15 protein-coding genes are annotated in these 17,900 nt (G+C 66.5%); 12 read left to right on the forward strand and 3 right to left on the reverse strand.

What is annotated here, in order from left to right; translation table 11 throughout:
* Window positions 1–11: 11 nt before the first annotated feature.
* Entirely contained in the window at window positions 12–1,091 is a 1,080-nt protein-coding gene (locus tag QX121_RS00400) for a zinc-binding alcohol dehydrogenase family protein (protein ID WP_315780223.1), read from the reverse strand.
* A gap of 141 nt (window positions 1,092–1,232) precedes the next feature.
* Here QX121_RS00400 and QX121_RS00405 point away from each other — a divergent pair, with 141 nt between their 5' ends.
* Window positions 1,233–2,003: a helix-turn-helix transcriptional regulator gene (locus QX121_RS00405; RefSeq protein ID WP_315810873.1), complete on the forward strand. Its 771-nt coding sequence runs from the start codon at window positions 1,233–1,235 to the stop codon at window positions 2,001–2,003.
* 250 nt (window positions 2,004–2,253) lie between these two features.
* Here the strand turns inward: QX121_RS00405 and QX121_RS00410 are convergent, their stop codons facing one another.
* Window positions 2,254–2,391 carry a hypothetical protein gene (locus QX121_RS00410; RefSeq protein WP_315738243.1) on the reverse strand — a complete coding sequence of 46 codons (138 nt, stop codon included), beginning with the start codon at window positions 2,389–2,391 and terminating at the stop codon, window positions 2,254–2,256.
* Between the two features lie 57 nt (window positions 2,392–2,448).
* Between QX121_RS00410 and QX121_RS00415 the strand changes: the two genes are divergently transcribed.
* Entirely contained in the window at window positions 2,449–3,222 is a 774-nt protein-coding gene (locus QX121_RS00415; protein ID WP_315711586.1) for an outer membrane protein, read from the forward strand.
* A gap of 106 nt (window positions 3,223–3,328) precedes the next feature.
* On the opposite strand, the gene QX121_RS00420 is transcribed toward QX121_RS00415, so the two are convergent.
* Window positions 3,329–3,664 (reverse strand): DUF3551 domain-containing protein, encoded by a 336-nt coding sequence (locus QX121_RS00420; protein WP_315738242.1) that lies wholly within the window; start codon window positions 3,662–3,664, stop codon window positions 3,329–3,331.
* A gap of 269 nt (window positions 3,665–3,933) precedes the next feature.
* Between QX121_RS00420 and QX121_RS00425 the strand changes: the two genes are divergently transcribed.
* The 10 genes from QX121_RS00425 to frr all read left to right on the forward strand — a co-directional run bounded on the left by QX121_RS00425 (window position 3,934) and on the right by frr (window position 17,891).
* Window positions 3,934–4,647 (forward strand): outer membrane protein, encoded by a 714-nt coding sequence (locus QX121_RS00425; RefSeq protein ID WP_315756737.1) that lies wholly within the window; start codon window positions 3,934–3,936, stop codon window positions 4,645–4,647.
* A gap of 479 nt (window positions 4,648–5,126) precedes the next feature.
* The gene (gene dnaE / locus QX121_RS00430) at window positions 5,127–8,657 is read left to right on the forward strand and encodes a DNA polymerase III subunit alpha (RefSeq protein WP_315738240.1); all 3,531 of its coding nucleotides are present in this window, start codon (window positions 5,127–5,129) and stop codon (window positions 8,655–8,657) included.
* Between the two features lie 170 nt (window positions 8,658–8,827).
* The gene (locus tag QX121_RS00435; protein WP_315810874.1) at window positions 8,828–11,137 is read left to right on the forward strand and encodes a caspase domain-containing protein; all 2,310 of its coding nucleotides are present in this window, start codon (window positions 8,828–8,830) and stop codon (window positions 11,135–11,137) included.
* 180 nt (window positions 11,138–11,317) lie between these two features.
* The gene (locus QX121_RS00440; RefSeq protein ID WP_409999299.1) at window positions 11,318–12,610 is read left to right on the forward strand and encodes a S1C family serine protease; all 1,293 of its coding nucleotides are present in this window, start codon (window positions 11,318–11,320) and stop codon (window positions 12,608–12,610) included.
* The gene (locus QX121_RS00445) at window positions 12,607–13,569 is read left to right on the forward strand and encodes an FHA domain-containing protein (RefSeq protein WP_315810876.1); all 963 of its coding nucleotides are present in this window, start codon (window positions 12,607–12,609) and stop codon (window positions 13,567–13,569) included. The genes QX121_RS00440 and QX121_RS00445 overlap by 4 nt, the downstream gene beginning before the upstream one ends.
* A 227-nt stretch (window positions 13,570–13,796) precedes the next feature.
* Window positions 13,797–14,180, forward strand: coding sequence for a hypothetical protein (locus QX121_RS00450; protein ID WP_315738236.1), 384 nt, complete (start codon window positions 13,797–13,799; stop codon window positions 14,178–14,180).
* Between the two features lie 154 nt (window positions 14,181–14,334).
* On the forward strand, window positions 14,335–15,327 hold the full coding sequence (locus QX121_RS00455) for a 30S ribosomal protein S2 (protein WP_315738235.1): 993 nt from the start codon (window positions 14,335–14,337) through the stop codon (window positions 15,325–15,327).
* A 128-nt stretch (window positions 15,328–15,455) separates the two neighbouring features.
* Window positions 15,456–16,379 carry a translation elongation factor Ts gene (gene tsf / locus QX121_RS00460; RefSeq protein WP_315711597.1) on the forward strand — a complete coding sequence of 308 codons (924 nt, stop codon included), beginning with the start codon at window positions 15,456–15,458 and terminating at the stop codon, window positions 16,377–16,379.
* Between the two features lie 72 nt (window positions 16,380–16,451).
* Entirely contained in the window at window positions 16,452–17,168 is a 717-nt protein-coding gene (pyrH, locus tag QX121_RS00465) for a UMP kinase (protein WP_315738234.1), read from the forward strand.
* 159 nt (window positions 17,169–17,327) lie between these two features.
* Window positions 17,328–17,891 carry a ribosome recycling factor gene (gene frr / locus QX121_RS00470; RefSeq protein ID WP_315738233.1) on the forward strand — a complete coding sequence of 188 codons (564 nt, stop codon included), beginning with the start codon at window positions 17,328–17,330 and terminating at the stop codon, window positions 17,889–17,891.
* Window positions 17,892–17,900 lie beyond the last annotated feature (9 nt).

Genomic DNA, 17,900 nt, shown 5'->3' on the forward strand with positions numbered 1-17,900 from the left:
TCCGGCCGCAGTCAGGGCCTGATCACCGTCATCTTGAACGGCTCGCGATGGGCGGCGGCATGGGCGACCGCGTCGTTGGCATGATCGAGGTCGAAACAGGTCGGCTCGAACTGCGCAAGGTCGAGCAGCCCGGCCCTGATCAGCTCCACCATCCTGACCGTCGCGCTTGGCGGGTACATCCAGACGCCGTGGATCGTGACGCACTCGCGCATGATCCAGGGATAGGGCAGCTCGAGCCCGGCTCCGCCCAGCATCCCGACGCCGCCCATCAGCACCACGCGCCCATAGGGACGCACGGTCATCACGGCCGACCGCACGACCTGGGCGGTGACCGACGGCGGCATGATGTCGAGCACGCAGTCGATCGGGCGCGGCGCCGCGCGCTTCATGCGTGCGATGTCCTCGCCCTCGTCGCCCGAGAGCCTGACCGGATGGACGCGGGATCCGAACCGGCGCTTCAGCTCCGCCAGCATGACCTCGTTGCGGCCGGGCGCCACGACCGCAGCGGCGCCCATGGCAAGCGCCACCGCGACCGCGGCGCTGCCGAACCTGCCGGTGGCGCCGCTGACCAGGACGGTCTCGCCCGCGTGCAGATTGGCGGCAATAAAGCCGCCATAGGGCACGAGCAGGGTGCCGAGCGCGCACCAGCGCGCAGCGTCATCAGTGTCGATGGCCCCGATCGGCTTGGCGTTCTCCGTCGGCACGCGCATCCGTTCGGCAAACGAGCCGTGCCGGAAATATTGTTGCAGCCTCAGCCCGCCCGGTCCGCGCGCGCTCAAGCCCTGCAGGGTGATGTCGGGGGCGAAGGCTGCGTCACGCGAGCGCACGGTTGGATCGCAGAACACCCAGTCGCCGATGGCGAGATGCGTCGCGTCGGGGCCGAGGGCGCTGACCCGGCCGACCCCTCCGGTGCCGGGGATCACCGGCAGGTCCAGCAGGTACTTCCGTTCGCCGCTGAACACTTCATTCGCATAGGACAGCACGCCGGCCGCGGCGATGTCGACGATGATTTCGCCGGTGCCGAGCACGGGGTCTTCGACATGCTCGATCTCGAGCGGCGATCCAAATCGTTTGAGCACGGCGGCCTTCATGGTCCTTCTCCATTTTCGCGGTGGCGAGGCTCCAGCCTGCCGGTCTATGCTCCGCGCAGGAAGGCCTGGTATTATCCTGGGATTAGGCAAGCCCACGCTGGCCACACCTCCCGCGGGAGCGAACCATGAGGGATCCAGCACATGAGTGATCCGCGACATGCCGAGCTCGGCAACTTCCTGCGCTCGCGGCGCGAGAAGCTGACGCCGCAAGCGGTCGGACTCGCGGCCGGGCGGCGGCGACGCACCGCAGGGCTGCGACGGGAGGAAGTGGCCGAGCTCGCTGGCATCGGCGTCGACTGGTACATCCGAATCGAGCAGGGCCGGGCCGTGAAGCCGTCCTCCTCGACCATCGATGCGCTGGCGCGCGCCCTGCGCCTGAGCCGAACCGAGCATGCTCATCTCAAGGCGCTGGTGCGCGATCCTGCGCGCAAGCCGTTCGTGCGCGAGCAGGTGCCGGTCCGGCTGCGCGAGCTCGTGCAGGGTCTGAACCAGCCGGCCTACATCTCCGGACGGCGATGGGATGTGCTGGCCTGGAATGCCGCGGCGGACGAGATCTTCGGCTTCTCGCAACTCGCCGACGATGAGCGCAACACGTTGGTGCTGATGCTGTGCAAGCCCGGCGTGCGCCGGCTGTTCGGCGCGCAATGGAAGGAGCTGGCGCAACGCATGGTCGCGCAGTTTCGCGCGACCTACGATCTGTGGGCGGGCGATCCCGCCTTCGTCGATCTGATCGCGCGGCTGCGGCGCGGCAGCCGCGAGTTCGACGGCCTGTGGGCGGCGCACGACGTCAATGCGCTTGCTGCCGGCGAGAAGCTGCTCGAGCATCCGAAGAAGGGCCGCGTGAGGCTGCGATACGCGACCTTCCAGTCCAATGACGATCCCGCGCTGAAATTGGCGATCTACTACACGTGATGACGATGCCGCTCCGGACGAGCGTGCGTTCAGCATGGGCCGGGAAGTACCACACATTCGTCCGCTTTGCGCATGATGATGCTACGCATTCGCAAGACTCGTCGTGCTGCCCTGAAGAATTCACGACTGAGACGTGACAGGGTTCGTTCCGTGACCGGGAGTTTCCCGATCACGATTTTGCCGTCGCGCGTATTGTGGCCATGGATGGACGCCGGCCACGACTCCTCCTTACATCTTATTAGTTGTTTGTTCATGTTGCGGGCAAAGCCTTGGAAAACAGGCCTTTGCGCCCAATCCCATAAAAGCCGGAAAGAATGGTTCTGATCTGCACATCGGTTGATGTCGGCGGAGCGAATGCGGGTGGCAGGATCGCTTCGTCGCGCTGCATGTTTTTCGCACGAAACCAGAGGGCCTGGGGACTTTGGGACAGAAGCTACGGAGTTCGATGATGAAGACGCTTTTCGGCGCAACGGTGGGGCTCGGCGCAATCGCCGCGGCGACGTCTGCATTCGCAGCTGATCTTCCAATGAAGAAGGGGCCGTACACCAAGGCGCCGCCCGCCGTCGTGGCGACGGTGTATGACTGGAGCGGCTTCTATGTCGGCTTCAACGCCGGCGGAGGTTCCAGTCGGGATTGCTGGAATCTGGTTTCGAACGCCGGTGTGGCGGTGAACCCGGCAGCCAACCGCGAAGGCTGCTCCGGCGGCGGCGGCGCGGCCGTCGGCGGCCAGGTCGGCTACCGCTATCAGATGGCCAATTGGGTGTTCGGCGTCGAGGCGCAGGGCGACTGGGCCAACTTCAAGGGCACGAATCGCAACCTGATTCTTCCCAATGTCAGCGACCGTTCACGCACCAACGGCTTCGGCCTGTTCACCGGCCAGGTCGGCTATGCCTTCGACAACATTCTCGGCTATATCAAGGGCGGTGCCGCGGTCGTCGGCGATCGCTACGACACCTTCACCACGGGCACCAACGTGATGCTGGATCGCGCCAACACCACGCGTTGGGGTGGCACGATCGGTGCCGGCCTCGAATATGGCTTCGCGCCGAACTGGTCGGTCGGCGTCGAGTACGACCACATCTTCCTGGGCAACAAGAACCTGAACTTCGTCGCCGCGGCCGGCGCGCCCGCGATGACTCATCGCATCAAGCAGGATGTCGACATCGGGCTCGTGAAGCTGAACTACAAGTTCGGTCCGGGTTTCGGGATGATGCGCTGACGCAACGACATCTTCGATTGCTTCGGTTCGTCGGAGCCACGGCTTCGACGAACCTTCGATGGTATGGCCTGAGACGACAGCTCGCTGCGTCGAAGGCGGGGACGGGTCAGTCCTCTTCGAACACGAATGGGTTGGGGAACGGCGCGTAGGGATTTGGCGCCGGCGGACGCGGCTTGATCCGTTGCCTGTGCGGATACGGATAGGGCGTCGCGCGCGGGTCATTGCTGACGCCGGCGAAATAGGGATTCGCGATGCAGTTCAGCAGGCGTCCCGACGCCGTCGCCTGGCATTGCGCGTAAGTGTCGAAGGTGCAGTGGCTCAAGCCCGGAAACTCATCACCCTGCAGACAGAACGCATGCCTGACACCGACGGCGTGAGCCGGCGCATGGGTTGCGACCACGAGGCCGGCTGCAGCCAGGGCCGCAAATAAAACCTCACGCATCAACGATCTCCCTTCATCCCTTGATGACCAGAACGCGCGCGCTTCATGGCGAAGCACCGGCGCGACGGCCCTCACGCGTGTGTAGTCGGTCGGCCCTCGATTGCAAGCTGGAAAGTTCCATCAACACACTGTGATTAAAGATTAATTTCCCAATATGTCTCGTGGCCTTTCAGCAGCGAGCTGTGACCGAGCGGCTACAGCAATTGTGGCGCAGATCGTTAAGAGATGCGGCTGGCCTGGGGGCCAAATGAGACGAGACTGGACCTGTGATGAAGAAACTTCTGTTGACGACGACGGCGCTCGTGGTGCTGGCCTCGCCGGCGCTTGCCGCGGATCTCGCTGCGCGTCCCTACACGAAGGCACCGCCGCCGGTGATGGCTGCGATCTATGACTGGAGCGGCTTCTACATCGGCGTGAACGGTGGCGGCGGCTGGAGCGAGAACACCTGGGATCTGGTCGGCGGCGGCCGCGAGGGTTCGCATGATGCATCCGGCGGCACCGTCGGTGGCCAGGTCGGCTATCGCTGGCAGATGGGCCAGATCGTGTTCGGCGTCGAGGCGCAGGGCAATTGGGCCGACCTCACCGGCGACAATCAGAGCGCGCTGTTCGGAACGCGTAACCGCACCAAGACCGATGCGTTCGGCCTGTTCACCGGCCAGGTCGGCTATGCCATCAACAACGTGCTGCTCTACGCCAAGGGCGGCGCGGCCGTGACCAGCAACAAGTACACGATCACCAACGCGGCGACCGGCGCGTTCCTCGCCTCCAACGACGACACGCGCTGGGGCGGCGTGGTCGGTGCCGGACTCGAATACGGCTTCGCGCCGAACTGGTCGCTGGGCGTCGAGTACGACCATCTGTTCATGGATCGCCAGACCGTCAGCTTCGGCGCGCTCGGCTCCGACAGCATCAAGCAGGACGTCGATCTGTTCACCGCCCGCCTGAACTACCGCTTCGGCGGCCCGATCGCGACGCGGTACTGAGTCGATCCGCGCACGATCGGCGGATTGCAAAGCCCCGGCGTTCGCGCCGGGGCTTCTTGTTTGTGGGCCGGATTAACCATCTGCGGCGCGGGCGCGGCAACGGGTCGATCAGCGCGCTTGACCTGAGAACAGAAAAGGAACATTGTTCTTCATATGTTCTGACTCAGGGAGGTCCCGATGCTGAAGGTTTTCGTTCAAGAAGCCGCCGCGCTGGCGTCGATCACGCTGTTCGTCGGCATGATCGCGCTCTGGGCGCAAATCATTCCACAGCTTTAGTTTTCCGAGCGCAGCGGCTGGGGACAAGGCAGGCGAGGGCGCCGGACTCGCCGGAGGGCGTCCGATATGATGCGGAGCGAGTCGGTCGGGAGATAGGGCATGGCGCCGGGTCGTGACCCGAGCAAGCCCGGAAGCCGGCCCGACGAAGCCGGCCCGACACCGTGATCGATCTCGGAAAAGCCCCAGGAAGTTGCAAAGCGAGCATGTCCAGCGCCGGATTTGTCCATCTCCACGTTCACTCCGCCTATTCGCTGCTGAAGGGCTCGATCAAGATCGGCAAGCTCGGCGAGCTCGCCAAGGCCGATCGCCAGCCCGCGCTGGCGCTGACCGACACCGACAACATGTTCGGTGCGCTCGAATTCTCCGACAAGATGGCGAGCTATGGCATCCAGCCGATCGCCGGCTGCGAGCTCGCCATCGATTTCGGCGACATGGACCCGAATGCCCGCAATGCCGGTGCGGTCGCGCAGCCCTCGCGAATCGTCCTGCTCGCCGCACGCGAGGAGGGCTACCGCCACCTGATGCGGCTGAACTCGCGCGCCTTCCTGGACACGCCGACGCATCAGGCGCCGCACATCAAGTTCGAGTGGCTGAACGAGGGTGTCGATGGTCTGATTGCGCTCACCGGCGGGCCCGATGGGCCGATCTCGCTCGCGATCCAGCACGACATGGCGGCACTTGCGACGCAGCGCTGCGAGCGGCTGGCAAGCCTGTTCGGCGACCGCCTCTACATCGAGCTGCAGCGCCACGGGGTCGACCGCGAGCGCCGCGTCGAAGGCGGCCTGATCGATATCGCCTATGGCAAGGGCCTGCCGCTGGTCGCGACCAACGAGCCGTATTTCGCGACCGCCGACGACTACGAGGCGCATGATGCGCTGCTGTGCATCGCCGGCGGCCATCTGGTCGCCGACACCGAGCGCGTGCAGCTGACGCCTGATCATCGTTTCAAGACCCGTGCCGAGATGGCGGTGCTGTTCGCCGACCTTCCGGAGGCCTTGGCCTCGACGGTCGAGATCGCCGAGCGCTGTTCGTACCGGCCGCGGACGCGCAAGCCGATCCTGCCGTTTTTCACGGTCGGCGCCGGCACCGGCAGCGATGCCGTGGACGCCGCGAGCGCCGAGGCGGCCGAGCTGAAGCGACAGGCGGAGGAGGGGCTGGAGCGGCGCCTCAAGGTGCACGGCATGGCGCCGGGCATGACCGAGGAGGACTATCAGAAGCGGCTCGCCTTCGAGCTCGACGTCATCATGCGCATGAAGTACGCGGGCTACTTCCTGATCGTGTCGGACTTCATCAAATGGGCCAAGGCACACGGCATTCCGGTCGGGCCGGGTCGCGGCTCCGGCGCCGGCTCGCTGGTCGCCTGGGTGCTGACCATCACCGATCTCGACCCGATGCGGTTCGCGCTGCTGTTCGAGCGCTTCCTCAATCCCGAGCGCGTGTCGATGCCGGATTTCGATATCGACTTCTGCCAGGACCGCCGCGGCGAGGTGATCTCCTACGTGCAGCAGCGCTACGGCCGCGACCAGGTGGCGCAGATCATCACCTTCGGCACCCTGCAGGCGCGCGGCGTGCTGCGCGACGTCGGCCGCGTGCTGCAGATGCCCTACGGGCAGGTCGACAAGCTGACCAAGCTGGTGCCGCAGAACCCGGCCGCGCCGGTGACGCTCGCCGCCGCGATCGAGGGCGAGCCGAAGCTGCAGGCGTTCCGCGACGAGGACCCGGTGGTGGCCCGCGCCTTCGATATCGCGATGCGCCTCGAAGGCCTGACGCGGCATGCCTCGACCCACGCCGCCGGCATCGTCATCGGCGACCGGCCGCTGAGCGAGCTGGTGCCGATGTATCGCGATCCAAAATCGGACATGCCGGTTACCCAGTTCAACATGAAGTGGGTCGAGCCCGCCGGCCTCGTCAAGTTCGACTTCCTCGGCCTGAAGACGCTGACCGTGCTCGACGTCGCCGTGAAGCTTCTGAAGCAGCGCGACGTCCACGTCGATCTCGCGACTCTGCCGATCGACGACGCGCCGAGCTATCAGATGCTGGCGCGGGGCGACGTGGTCGGCGTGTTCCAGGTTGAAAGCCAGGGCATGCGGCGGGCGCTGATCGACATGCGCCCGGACCGCTTTGAGGACATCATCGCGCTGGTGGCGCTGTATCGTCCCGGTCCGATGGCCAACATCCCGACCTACTGCGCCCGCAAGCACGGCGAGGAGGAGCCGGAATATCTGCACCCGATCCTGGAGCCGATCCTGAAGGAGACCTTCGGCGTCATCATCTACCAGGAGCAGGTGATGCAGGTCGCGCAGCAGATGTCCGGCTATTCGCTCGGCGAAGCCGACCTCCTGCGCCGCGCCATGGGCAAGAAGATCCGCGCCGAGATGGACAAGCAGCGCGTCCGCTTCGTCGAGGGCGCCACCCAGAACGGCGTGCCGAAGGACCAGGCGGACACGATCTTCGACCTGCTCGCCAAGTTCGCCGACTACGGCTTCAACAAGTCGCACGCGGCCGCCTACGCGCTGGTGTCCTACCACACCGCCTACATGAAGGCGCATTATCCGGTGGAGTTCATCGCGGCGTCGATGACGCTCGATCTCAACAACACCGACAAGCTCTCGGAATTTCGTACCGAGGCGCAGCGCCTGGGCATCAAGGTCGAGCCGCCGTCGATCAATCGCTCGGGCCCGACCTTCGAGGTCAGCGGCAACACCATCTTCTACGCGTTGGCGGCCCTAAAGGGCGTCGGTCCGCAGGCGATCGAGATGATCGTGGAGGCCCGCAACAAGGGCGGGCCGTTCACCTCGCTCGCCGACTTCGCCTCCCGCGTCAATCCGCGCGCGATCAACAAGCGCATCATCGAGACGCTGGCTGCGGCCGGTGCGTTCGACGTGCTCGACAAGAACCGCGCGCGCGTGTTCGCCGGCGCCGACGCCATCGTCGCCGCCTGCCAGCGCGCGCACGAGGCCGCGACCTCGGGCCAGAACGACATGTTCGGCAACGCCGCCGACGCGCCCGCGATCATCCTGCCCAACATCGAGAACTGGCTGCCGGCCGAGCGTCTGCGGCGCGAATATGATGCGATCGGCTTCTTCCTGTCGGGCCATCCGCTCGACGACTACGCCGCGGCGCTGAAGCGCCTGCGCGTCCAGAGCTGGGCCGAGTTCTCGCGCGCGGTGAAGACCGGCGCGACCGCGGGCAAGGTCGCCGCCACCGTGGTGTCGCGCATGGAGCGGCGCACCAAGACCGGCAACAAGATGGGCATCATGGGCCTGTCGGATCCGACAGGCCATTTCGAGGCGGTGCTGTTCTCCGAAGGCCTTGCACAATATCGCGACGTGCTCGAGCCGGGCGCGGCGGTGCTGCTTCAGCTCGGCGCCGAGCTGCAGGGCGAGGATGTGCGCGCGCGCGTGCTCCATGCCGAGCCGCTCGATGATGCCGCCGCCAAGACGCAGCGTGGCCTGCGCATCTTCCTGCGCGACACCAAGCCGCTCGACTCCATCGTCAAGCGCCTGCAGGGGCCGGAAGGTGCCGCGGCCAACGGCAACGGGGCCATCGCCAAGAGTGCCGCGCCGCCGTCGGCGCCCCGCACCGCCGCAGGCGAAGGCGAGGTGTCGCTGGTCATGATGCTGGACCTCGAAACCGAGGTGGAGATGAAGCTGCCGGGGCGCTTCAAGGTTTCGCCACAAATCGCAGGTGCCATCAAGGCGGTGACCGGCGTGGTCGACGTGCAGCAGCTATAATCGGGGCGATCGTTCCGCTGGAACGGCTGCGTTCGGCGATCTTGCTGGTCGAACAGGGGGACGAGGAACAAAAAAGCTGCGCGTGGGCTGTACGGACATGCCTCCGTTCAACCGCGGTTCAGCCATTCTCCCGCTGAATCCGCGGCGGGTGCCTCGAAGGGGCTTGAACCATGCGCTTGACCAAGATCACCGCGAAGATCGTCCTGAGTGTCTCGCTCTGCCTGCTCGCCTTGGCGGGCTTGCCGCGGCTTGCTGCAGCGCAGCAGCCCGGCGCCGAAAAGCGCATCGCCTTGGTGATCGGCAACGGGGCCTATGCCAAGGGTCCGCTGGCCACGGCGGCCAACGATGCTGGCCTGATTGCGCAGACGCTGCAGGCGGCGGGCTTCGACGTGGTGGGCGCCCGCGACCTCGATGCCGACACGCTGCGCAAGAGCTTTCGCGATTTCATTCACAAGGCCCAGTCAGCCGACACCAACACCGTCGCGATGGTCTATCTCGCCGGCTACGGCATGCAGCTCGCCGGCGAGAACTATTTTCTTCCCGTCGACGCCAACATCGGCAGCGACGTCGACATTCCGACCGAGGGCCTGCGCCTCAGCGACTACATCCGCCAGCTTGCGGCGACGCCGGTGAAGGCCAGCGTCGTGGTGCTCGATGCCGCGCGTCAGCAGCCCTTCATTGCCGGCGGCCCGGCGATCGCCGGCGGCCTGGCGCTGGTCGAGCCCGATGCCAACATGCTGATCGCCTTCAATGCGGCGCCGGGCACGATCGCGCCGAACGAGACCGGCGCCTATGGCATCTACGCGCGCTCGCTCGCCGAGATGATCCGCACCGGCGGCCTGTCGCTGCCGGAGGTGTTCGATAGGCTGCGGCTGCGCGTCAACGAGGAGACCAAGGGCGCGCAGGTGCCGTGGGATGCGCAGAAGATCCAGGCCGCCTTCTCCTTCTTCGAGCGGGCGCCGGACGCGCCGGCCACGCCGGATTCGCCCGAGCAGACCGCGGCGCTGCGCTCGCGCCCGATCCGCGAACTGCCGGTGCAGGAGGCCTATGCCGCCGCGCTGGAGCGCGACACGCTGCAGGGCTATGAGGATTTCATCGCCGCCTATCCGAGCGACCCGCTGGCGCGGCGCGTGCGCGCCCTGGTCGCCGCTCGCCGCGAGGCGCTGACCTGGCGGCGGACGTTTCGCACCGACAGCCCGGAAGCCTATTGGTCCTATCTGAAGCGCTATCCCTATGGCGCGCATGCCGAGGACGCCCGGCGGCGGCTGGCGATGTTGTCGGCAGCGCCGGCGCCGCCGCCGACCTTCGCGATGATCGAATATGACGTGCCGCCGCCGCCGCTCGACGAGGTGATCTATGTCGAACGTCCGGTGCTGCTGTTCTCGGATCCCGAATTCGATTTCGTGCCGCCGCCCCCGCCGCCGGTCTACATCCTGCCGCCGCCTCCGCCGGAGTTCGTGGAGCTGCCGCCGCCGTTCGCGCCGGTCGGCCTGTTCATCCTGCCGCGGCCGGTGTTCGTGCCGATCCCGGTTTATGTCCGGCCGCCGGCTTTCGTTGCGCCGCCGCCGAACAACATCATCTACCAGAACATCCACAACACCGCGGTCATCAACACCGTGATCAATCGTCCCGCACCTGCCGGTCCGATGTCCACCGGTCCCGCTGCGACAACCCAGCCGGCCGTGGCGACGGCGCCGGCATTGCCGCCCGCGGTAATGCAGCGCGCGACCCTGATCCAGCAGGGCAAGGTGCCGCCGCCCGCACCGGTCGCCAATCCTGGCGCGCGACCCGCCGGACCGGGCGGACCGTTGCCTGCTGGCGTTCCGCAGGCTGCGCTTCCAAATCAGGCCGGCCGGCCGGGGCAGGGCCCGCCAAACGCGAATGCGCTTCCGGTGCCGGGCCAACGTGGCGCGCCGGGGCTTCCCGCTGCGGTGCAGACGCCTGCGATCCGACCGGACATGCGGGCGAACCGCACGCCGCCCGGCGTACCCGCCGCGCCTCCCGCGGCGGTGGCTCCTCGCCCGGTTGCGCCGGCGGCCATTCCACACGCACCGGACGCGCGACCGCGGCTGCAGCCGGCCGTGCCCGACCAGATCCAGCATCGCGCAGCGCCGCCGACGGCTGCGCGGCCGAGTCCGCCGCCGCCACGGCCGCCGGCTGCGCCCGTGCTTCGAGCGGCGCCGGCGCGGCCCGCGCCGCCGCCTGTGATGCGCCCAGCTCCTCCGCCACAAATGGCCCGGCCGGCGCCGCCCCCGATGGCCCGGCCCGCTCCGCCGCCGATGATGCGGCCGGCTCCGCCGCCGCCAATGGCGCGTCCGAGCCCGCCGCCGCAGATGGCACGTCCAAGCCCGCCGCCGGTGGCCGCGATGGCGCGGCCCGCCGCACCGCCGCCGATGGCAAGACCGGCAGCACCACCGCCGCGACCTGCTCCGCCGCAGGCCCCGGGCAAGCGGTGTCCGCCGAACGTGCCGCATTGCTGAGCCGGCCGGCGCAGCCGCGGCGCGCCGGTTGCATCGCAGGCCCGTTTTCGATATTGGCCGGACCGCCGGACTGATCGATCGTGGGCGCGCGACGTCGGCAGTCGACGACGTGTTGCGGGGGCACCATTGATATCAGCGTTTGTTGGCACCGTGCGCGCGCTGCTGTGGCGAGGCGCGATCATGGCAGCTCTTGGCAGTGCTGGGGTTGCGGGCGTCCCGTCCTATGCCAATGCGCAGGCGCTGCCGGGCGCCGAAGCCGTCTATGCCTCGGCGCCGCCGCGCCTGCTTCAGATCCGCACGCTCGTGGCCGATGCCGGTCGCCAGACCTCGACCGGTTCCGGCTTTCTGGTCTCCGCCGACGGGCTCGCGGTCACGAACTATCACGTCGTGTCGGACGCCGCGCTCGAGCCGAAGACCTACCGGCTCGAATATACGGGAGCCGATGGCACACAAGGCGGCGTGACGCTGCTCGCCGTCGACCTGCCCAACGATCTCGCGCTCGTTCGCGTCGACAAGCAGAACGCGCCGTTCTTCTCCTTCGACAAGGCCGCGCTCGACGGCAGCCTGCCGAAAGGCGAGCGGCTGTATTCGCTCGGCAACCCGCTCGATCTCGGCTTCACCATCATCGAGGGCACCTACAACGGTCTCGTCGAGCACAGCTACAACGATCACATCCACTTCACCGGCGCGCTCAATCCCGGCATGAGCGGCGGGCCGGCGGTCAATGCGCAAGGCCAGGTGGTGGGTATCAACGTCGCCACCCGCCGCGGCGGCCAGCTCATCAGCTTCCTGGTGCCGGCGCGCTTCGCCGCCGCGCTGCTGGCGCGCGGTCAGGATGCCAGGCCGGCGGCGGCCGATCTGCGCAAGGACGTGGTCGCGCAGCTCACCAGCTGGCGCGGAGCGCTCTACAAATCCTTGGGCGAGGAGGGCTTCCGCGACCGCGTATTTGGGTCCTATCAGGCGCCGGAGACGCGCGCGGGCTGGTTCGAATGCTGGGCGAGCACGAATGCCAGTGCGTCGCCGAAGCCGCGCGCCAGCATCAATTCGACCAGTTGCAAGGCCGAGGCGAGCGTGTATGTCGCCTCCGACCTCAACACCGGTGTGGTCGAGGTCAGCCACTCCTACGCGAAATCGATCGACCTCAATCAATTCCAGTTCGCGACCGTGCTGACGCAACTGGCGCAGCCGCGGCTGACCATGGGTGGCTCGTTCCGCAAATGGTACACGCCGCAGCATTGCCATGCGGATTTCGTCGGCGTCGCGCCGGCGGCCGCTCATCCGCCGCTGCGCGTATTGTGGTGCGCGCAAGGCTATCGCGAGTTCGACGGCCTCTACGACGTCGTGCTGGTCGCGGTCACGCAGGACCACGCCGACGAGGCGCTGGTGTCGCGGCTGAACCTGCAAGCGATCGCCTACGACGACGCCTTGCGCCTCGGCAAGAGCTTCCTCGAACGCCTGCAGGTCGCACGATGATCTGGATCGAGATCCTCTCCAAGCATCGCGACGTCGCCGGCCGCTTCCGCGTCGATGCCACCGAGATCAGCATCGGCCGTGGCTATGACAATCACGTCATCCTTGACGATCCCTATGTCGCCGCGCGCCATGTGCGGATTTTCCGCAACGGCGAGGGGCGCCTCGTCGCCGAGGATCTCGGCAGCGCGAACGGTCTCTTTCTCGATCGCAGCAAGAGCCGGAAGCCGCAGCTCGTCCTCGATGGCATCAAGCCGATCCGGATCGGCCAGACACTGCTCCGGATCCGCGACGCCGGCCATGCCGTCGAGCCGGAGCGGCTCGCGGGCTCCGAACGCGGGGCGTTGCCGATCATCGCGGCGATCGCGCTCGGCGTCGTCCTGCTCGCGATCAATGCGCTGATGACCTGGTTTGCGCAGACCACCGAGGCGCATCTGTCCGATTATCTCGTGCCGACCCTCACCATGATCGGGGTCGTCGTTGCCTGGGTCGGCGTCTGGGCGCTGCTGGCGCGGCTGTTTTCCGGTCGCTCGCATTTTCTGCGCCACCTCCTGATCGCGCAGGCGGGTCTGATCGCATTCTGGATCTACAGCGAGTTCGCCCAGATTGCCTCGTTCGCCCTGACCTGGACGGCCGTCTTCACCTACGGCTATGTCGTGTCGTGGATCGTTCTGGCGGCGACATGCTTCCTGCATCTGCGCGAGGTCGGGCGCACCCACATGCTCGCCAAGGGCATGGTAGTCGGGCTGCTGCTCGTGGTCGCGATCGCGGTTCAGACCGTGCAGCGGTCGGAGGCGCTGGCGAATTCCGGCCGTCCCAATGTCAGCCACGTGCTGATGCCGCCGTCCTTGCGCCTGGTTCCAGTACAGGACGAGCAGGTCTTCTTCGACGACGCTGCGCGGCTGAGGGCAAAGCTCGACGCCGATCGGGCCTCGCTGACGCCGGCCGGTGTGGAGCGCTGAGCTCAGTTCCACCGTCTTTGCTCCAGCAGATTGAAAGTTCCCCGGTTCCCATCATAGCCTCTATCCGGGTTTTTACGGGGGAGGGGGCAATGAACAGGCGGGCGCTGCTGGGATTGGGAGCGGCATTTCTGGTATCAGGGTGCCTAACAGGCAAAGAAGGCACCGAGTATGCGGTGGTGTCACAGAAGATTGGGGCGCCGCGTCCCGGACACTCCCGCATCGTCATCATGAGTTTGAAGGATGCCTGGCTCGACAGGACCACTTGCGACGCCAAGGTCGATGGCGTCGCGCTGAGCCGCCTGATCCCCGGTACCTACGTCTACCTCGACCGGCCGGCCGGTCCGCACCACCTCGTCGCCACCCAGACCCTGTTCCCGGGCGACTCGGTGCTCGATTTCAATACCGAACCGGGGCGGACCTATTTCTTCTCGATCAGGCCCAGCGATCGGTCCAGGGCCATGCAGGGCGGCGGCATGGCATTTGGCCTGCTGGGCATGGGCGTGATGGCGGCGGCCTCGTCGGGCGCCGACAACAAGGGCCCGGTCGACTTCGTTCCGCTCCAGGAAGGGCAGGCGAGGGCGGCGCTGGCGGAGCTTCTGCAGGCTGAATAGGCCCATTTTCCTTGCGTTACGCCAAAATCCGGCTATATAGCGCGCCATCTCACACGGAAACTTGGCTCTCCTAGAGGGCGTCCGGTGGCAAGCCGGGCCTTAACGGTCTGTCTTTGCTCACGCGTTTCCGGAGGAATCAACCGGAGAATATCCAATGGCGCTACCTGAATTCACGATGCGCCAGCTGCTCGAAGCTGGCGTGCACTTTGGTCACCAGTCTCACCGCTGGAATCCGAAAATGGCCGATTTCATTTTCGGAGCCCGCAACAACATCCACATCATCGATCTCGCCCAGACCGTGCCGCTGCTGCACACGGCGCTGCAGGCTGTCAGCGACACCGTCGCCAAGGGCGGCCGCATCCTGTTCGTCGGCACCAAGCGCCAGGCGCAGGACAACGTGGCCGATGCGGCCAAGCGTTGCGCGCAGTATTTCGTCAATTCGCGCTGGCTCGGCGGTACGCTGACCAACTGGAAGACGATCTCGGCCTCGATCAAGCGCCTGCGTCATCTCGACGAGGTGCTGTCCTCTGGCGAAGCCAACTCCTACACCAAGAAGGAGCGGCTGACCCTGCAGCGCGAGCGCGACAAGCTCGATCGCTCGCTCGGCGGCATCAAGGACATGGGCGGTCTGCCCGACATGATCTTCGTGATCGACACCAACAAGGAAGACATCGCGATCCAGGAGGCCCAGCGCCTCAAGATCCCGGTTGCCGCGATCGTCGATACCAATTGCGACCCGAAGGGCATCACCTATGTCGTGCCGGGCAATGACGATGCGGGCCGTGCGATCTCGCTGTATTGCGACCTGATCGCGCGTGCCGCGATCGACGGCATCTCGCGGGCGCAGGGCGAACTCGGGATCGACGTCGGGGCTTCCGCCGCCCCGCTGGAGGAAGAGCTTCCGGCAGCGTCGGTCGCCTCGAAGTTCCAGGGGCTGCCCGGTCCGCGTGGCACCGCCGACGATCTCAAGAAGCTCACCGGCGTTTCGGGGGCCGTCGAGAAGAAGCTGAACGACCTCGGCATCTTCCACTACTGGCAGCTCGCCGAGCTCGATCACGACACGGCACACCAGATCGGCGAAGAAGTGGGTCTGCCGAGCCGGGCCGATGCCTGGGTTGCCCAGGCCAAGTCGCTCGCCGACGCCTAAGACGACGCAAGAGAATCTGGCCGGCGTCTCACGCCGGCCATCGCGACTGAGATAGGTTTTTCCTGGCAGCGGGCGGCGACCAGCCATCCGCTGCGTCGCGCTTTGGACAGGCAAAAGGACGTTCAACAATGGCTAACATCACCGCAGCGATGGTGAAGGACCTGCGCGAGTCGACCGGCGCGGGCATGATGGACTGCAAGGCCGCGCTCACCGAGAACGGCGGCGACATGCAGGCCGCGCAGGATTGGCTGCGCAAGAAGGGCCTGTCGAAGGCCGCCAAGAAGGCCGGTCGCGTTGCGGCCGAGGGCCTGATCGGCGCGCTGACCTCGGGCAAGAAGGGCGTGGTCGTCGAGGTCAACTCCGAGACCGACTTCGTCGCCCGCAACGAGCACTTCCAGGGCCTGGTCAAGATGATCGCCCAGGTCGCGCTCGACGTCGGTGCCGACGTGGAGAAGATCAAGGCCGCCAAGGTGGGCAGCATCACGGTCGAGGCCGCGATTGCCGATTCGATCGCCACCATCGGTGAGAACCAGACGCTGCGGCGTGCGGCTTCGCTCGAAGTGAGCCAGGGCGTCGTGTCGAGCTACGTCCATGGCGCCGTCATCGAGGGTGCCGGCAAGCTCGGCGTGATCGTGGCGCTGGAGTCGCCCGGCAAGACCGACGAGCTCGCCGTGCTCGGTCGCCAGCTCGCGATGCATGTCGCCGCGGCCAATCCGCAGGCGATCGATGCGGCCGGTCTCGATCCGGAACTCGTCAAGCGCGAGAAGGACGTGCTCGCCGACAAATATCGTCAGCAGGGCAAGCCGGAAAACGTGATCGAGAAGATCGTCGAGTCCGGTCTGAAGACCTACTACAAGGAAGTCACCCTGCTCGAGCAGGCCTTCATCCACGACAGCGGCAAGTCCGTCGCGCAGGCGCTGAAGGAAGCCGAAGGCAAGGTCGGTGGTCCGATCAAGGTCGCCGGTTTCGTCCGCTATGCCCTCGGCGAGGGCATCGAGAAGGAAGAGACCGACTTCGCTGCCGAAGTCGCCGCCGCCAGCGGCAAGAAGTAACGACTGAACCTGGTTCGATCCGGCGCATGCGTGCGCCGGATCCCAACGCGCGAGACAGGGAAGCATTGGCACATGGCTGAGCCGGTCTATCGTCGCGTCGTGGTCAAGCTGTCCGGCGAATATCTCGCGGGCCCTCATTCCTTCGGCATCGACCAGCCGACCATCGACCGCATCGCCGACGACCTCATTGCGGCTCAGAAGTTGGGCGTCGAGATTGCCGTCGTCGTCGGCGGCGGCAACATGGTGCGCGGGGTCGAGGTCTCGTCGCAGGGCGTATCGCGCCCGACCGGCGACACGATGGGCATGCTCGCGACCGTCATGAACTGCCTGGCGCTCGAAGCCGCGATTCAGCGCAAGGGTACCCCGGCGCAGGCGCTCTCGGCCTTCGTGATGCCGGAGGTTTGCGAGCTGTTCACGCGCGCTGCAGCGCACAAGTCGCTGGCCGAAGGGCGCATCGTGGTGCTCGGGGGCGGCACCGGCAATCCCTATTTCACCACCGATACCACCGCCGTGTTGCGGGCGGCCGAGATCGGCGCGCAGGCCGTGCTGAAGGCCACCAATGTCGACGGCGTCTATAGTGCCGATCCCAAGAAGGATCCGGCCGCCAAGCGCTTCGACCGTCTGACCCATTCGCAGGCCATCGAGGGCGGCTACAAGGTCATGGACGCGACTGCATTCGCGCTTGCCCGGGAAACATCGCTGCCTATCATTGTCTTCTCCATTGCCGAACCCGGCTCGATCGGTGCGATGCTGCGGGGCGAAGGGCGCGGCACCATCGTCGCGGGGTGAGCCCGGCACCGTCGGCAGCCGGTGTTGGACCGATCCCCAGCCTGCGGTAGAAGCGTAAGCGAAACAGGAATTCGTCCGGGAGTTGCGCGAGTCCGGCCGCTGGCCCTCCAAGGCCCGGCAGAACGGCCGCAGCGACCGGGTTGCAGAAAGGAAAGCGTGATGTCCACGGGCAATTTCGATCTCAACGAACTGAAGCGCCGCATGCAGGGCGCGACCCAGGCGCTGAAGCACGAGCTCGGCGGCCTGCGCACCGGCCGCGCCTCGGCGTCGATGGTGGAGCCGGTCCAGGTCGAAGCCTATGGCTCGCACATGCCGCTCAACCAGCTCGCCACCGTCTCCGTGCCCGAACCGCGTCTGCTGTCGGTGCAGGTCTGGGACAAGTCGATGGTGAAGGCGGTCGAGAAGGCGATCGTGGATTCCAATCTCGGCCTGTCGCCGGCGACCGAAGGTCAGGTGATCCGGCTTCGCATTCCCGAGCTCAACCAGGAGCGCCGCAAGGAGCTGGTGAAGGTCGCGCACAAATATGCCGAGGCCGCGCGCGTCGCTGTCCGCCATGTCCGCCGCGACGGTCTCGATACCCTCAAGAAGCTCGAGAAGAATCACGAGATGTCCGAGGACGATCAGGAGCGCCTCGCTGCCGACGTGCAGAAGGCGACCGACAGCGTGATTTCGGAGATCGACCAGCTGCTGGCGGCGAAGGAAAAGGAAATCCTCACCGTCTGAAGGATGTTT

Origin of the sequence: Bradyrhizobium sp. SZCCHNR2028 (assembly GCF_032380995.1) — a bacterium.
GTDB lineage: Bacteria > Pseudomonadota > Alphaproteobacteria > Rhizobiales > Xanthobacteraceae > Bradyrhizobium.

Coding starts and splice junctions, on each gene's coding strand:
- QX121_RS00400 (WP_315780223.1), bottom strand. CDS start 1,091: ATGAAGGCCGCCGTGCTCAAACGATTTGGATCGCCGCTCGAGATCGAG.
- QX121_RS00405 (WP_315810873.1), top strand. CDS start 1,233: ATGAGTGATCCGCGACATGCCGAGCTCGGCAACTTCCTGCGCTCGCGG.
- QX121_RS00410 (WP_315738243.1), bottom strand. CDS start 2,391: ATGCAGCGCGACGAAGCGATCCTGCCACCCGCATTCGCTCCGCCGACA.
- QX121_RS00415 (WP_315711586.1), top strand. CDS start 2,449: ATGATGAAGACGCTTTTCGGCGCAACGGTGGGGCTCGGCGCAATCGCC.
- QX121_RS00420 (WP_315738242.1), bottom strand. CDS start 3,664: ATGCGTGAGGTTTTATTTGCGGCCCTGGCTGCAGCCGGCCTCGTGGTC.
- QX121_RS00425 (WP_315756737.1), top strand. CDS start 3,934: ATGAAGAAACTTCTGTTGACGACGACGGCGCTCGTGGTGCTGGCCTCG.
- dnaE (WP_315738240.1), top strand. CDS start 5,127: ATGTCCAGCGCCGGATTTGTCCATCTCCACGTTCACTCCGCCTATTCG.
- QX121_RS00435 (WP_315810874.1), top strand. CDS start 8,828: ATGCGCTTGACCAAGATCACCGCGAAGATCGTCCTGAGTGTCTCGCTC.
- QX121_RS00440 (WP_409999299.1), top strand. CDS start 11,318: ATGGCAGCTCTTGGCAGTGCTGGGGTTGCGGGCGTCCCGTCCTATGCC.
- QX121_RS00445 (WP_315810876.1), top strand. CDS start 12,607: ATGATCTGGATCGAGATCCTCTCCAAGCATCGCGACGTCGCCGGCCGC.
- QX121_RS00450 (WP_315738236.1), top strand. CDS start 13,797: ATGAGTTTGAAGGATGCCTGGCTCGACAGGACCACTTGCGACGCCAAG.
- QX121_RS00455 (WP_315738235.1), top strand. CDS start 14,335: ATGGCGCTACCTGAATTCACGATGCGCCAGCTGCTCGAAGCTGGCGTG.
- tsf (WP_315711597.1), top strand. CDS start 15,456: ATGGCTAACATCACCGCAGCGATGGTGAAGGACCTGCGCGAGTCGACC.
- pyrH (WP_315738234.1), top strand. CDS start 16,452: ATGGCTGAGCCGGTCTATCGTCGCGTCGTGGTCAAGCTGTCCGGCGAA.
- frr (WP_315738233.1), top strand. CDS start 17,328: ATGTCCACGGGCAATTTCGATCTCAACGAACTGAAGCGCCGCATGCAG.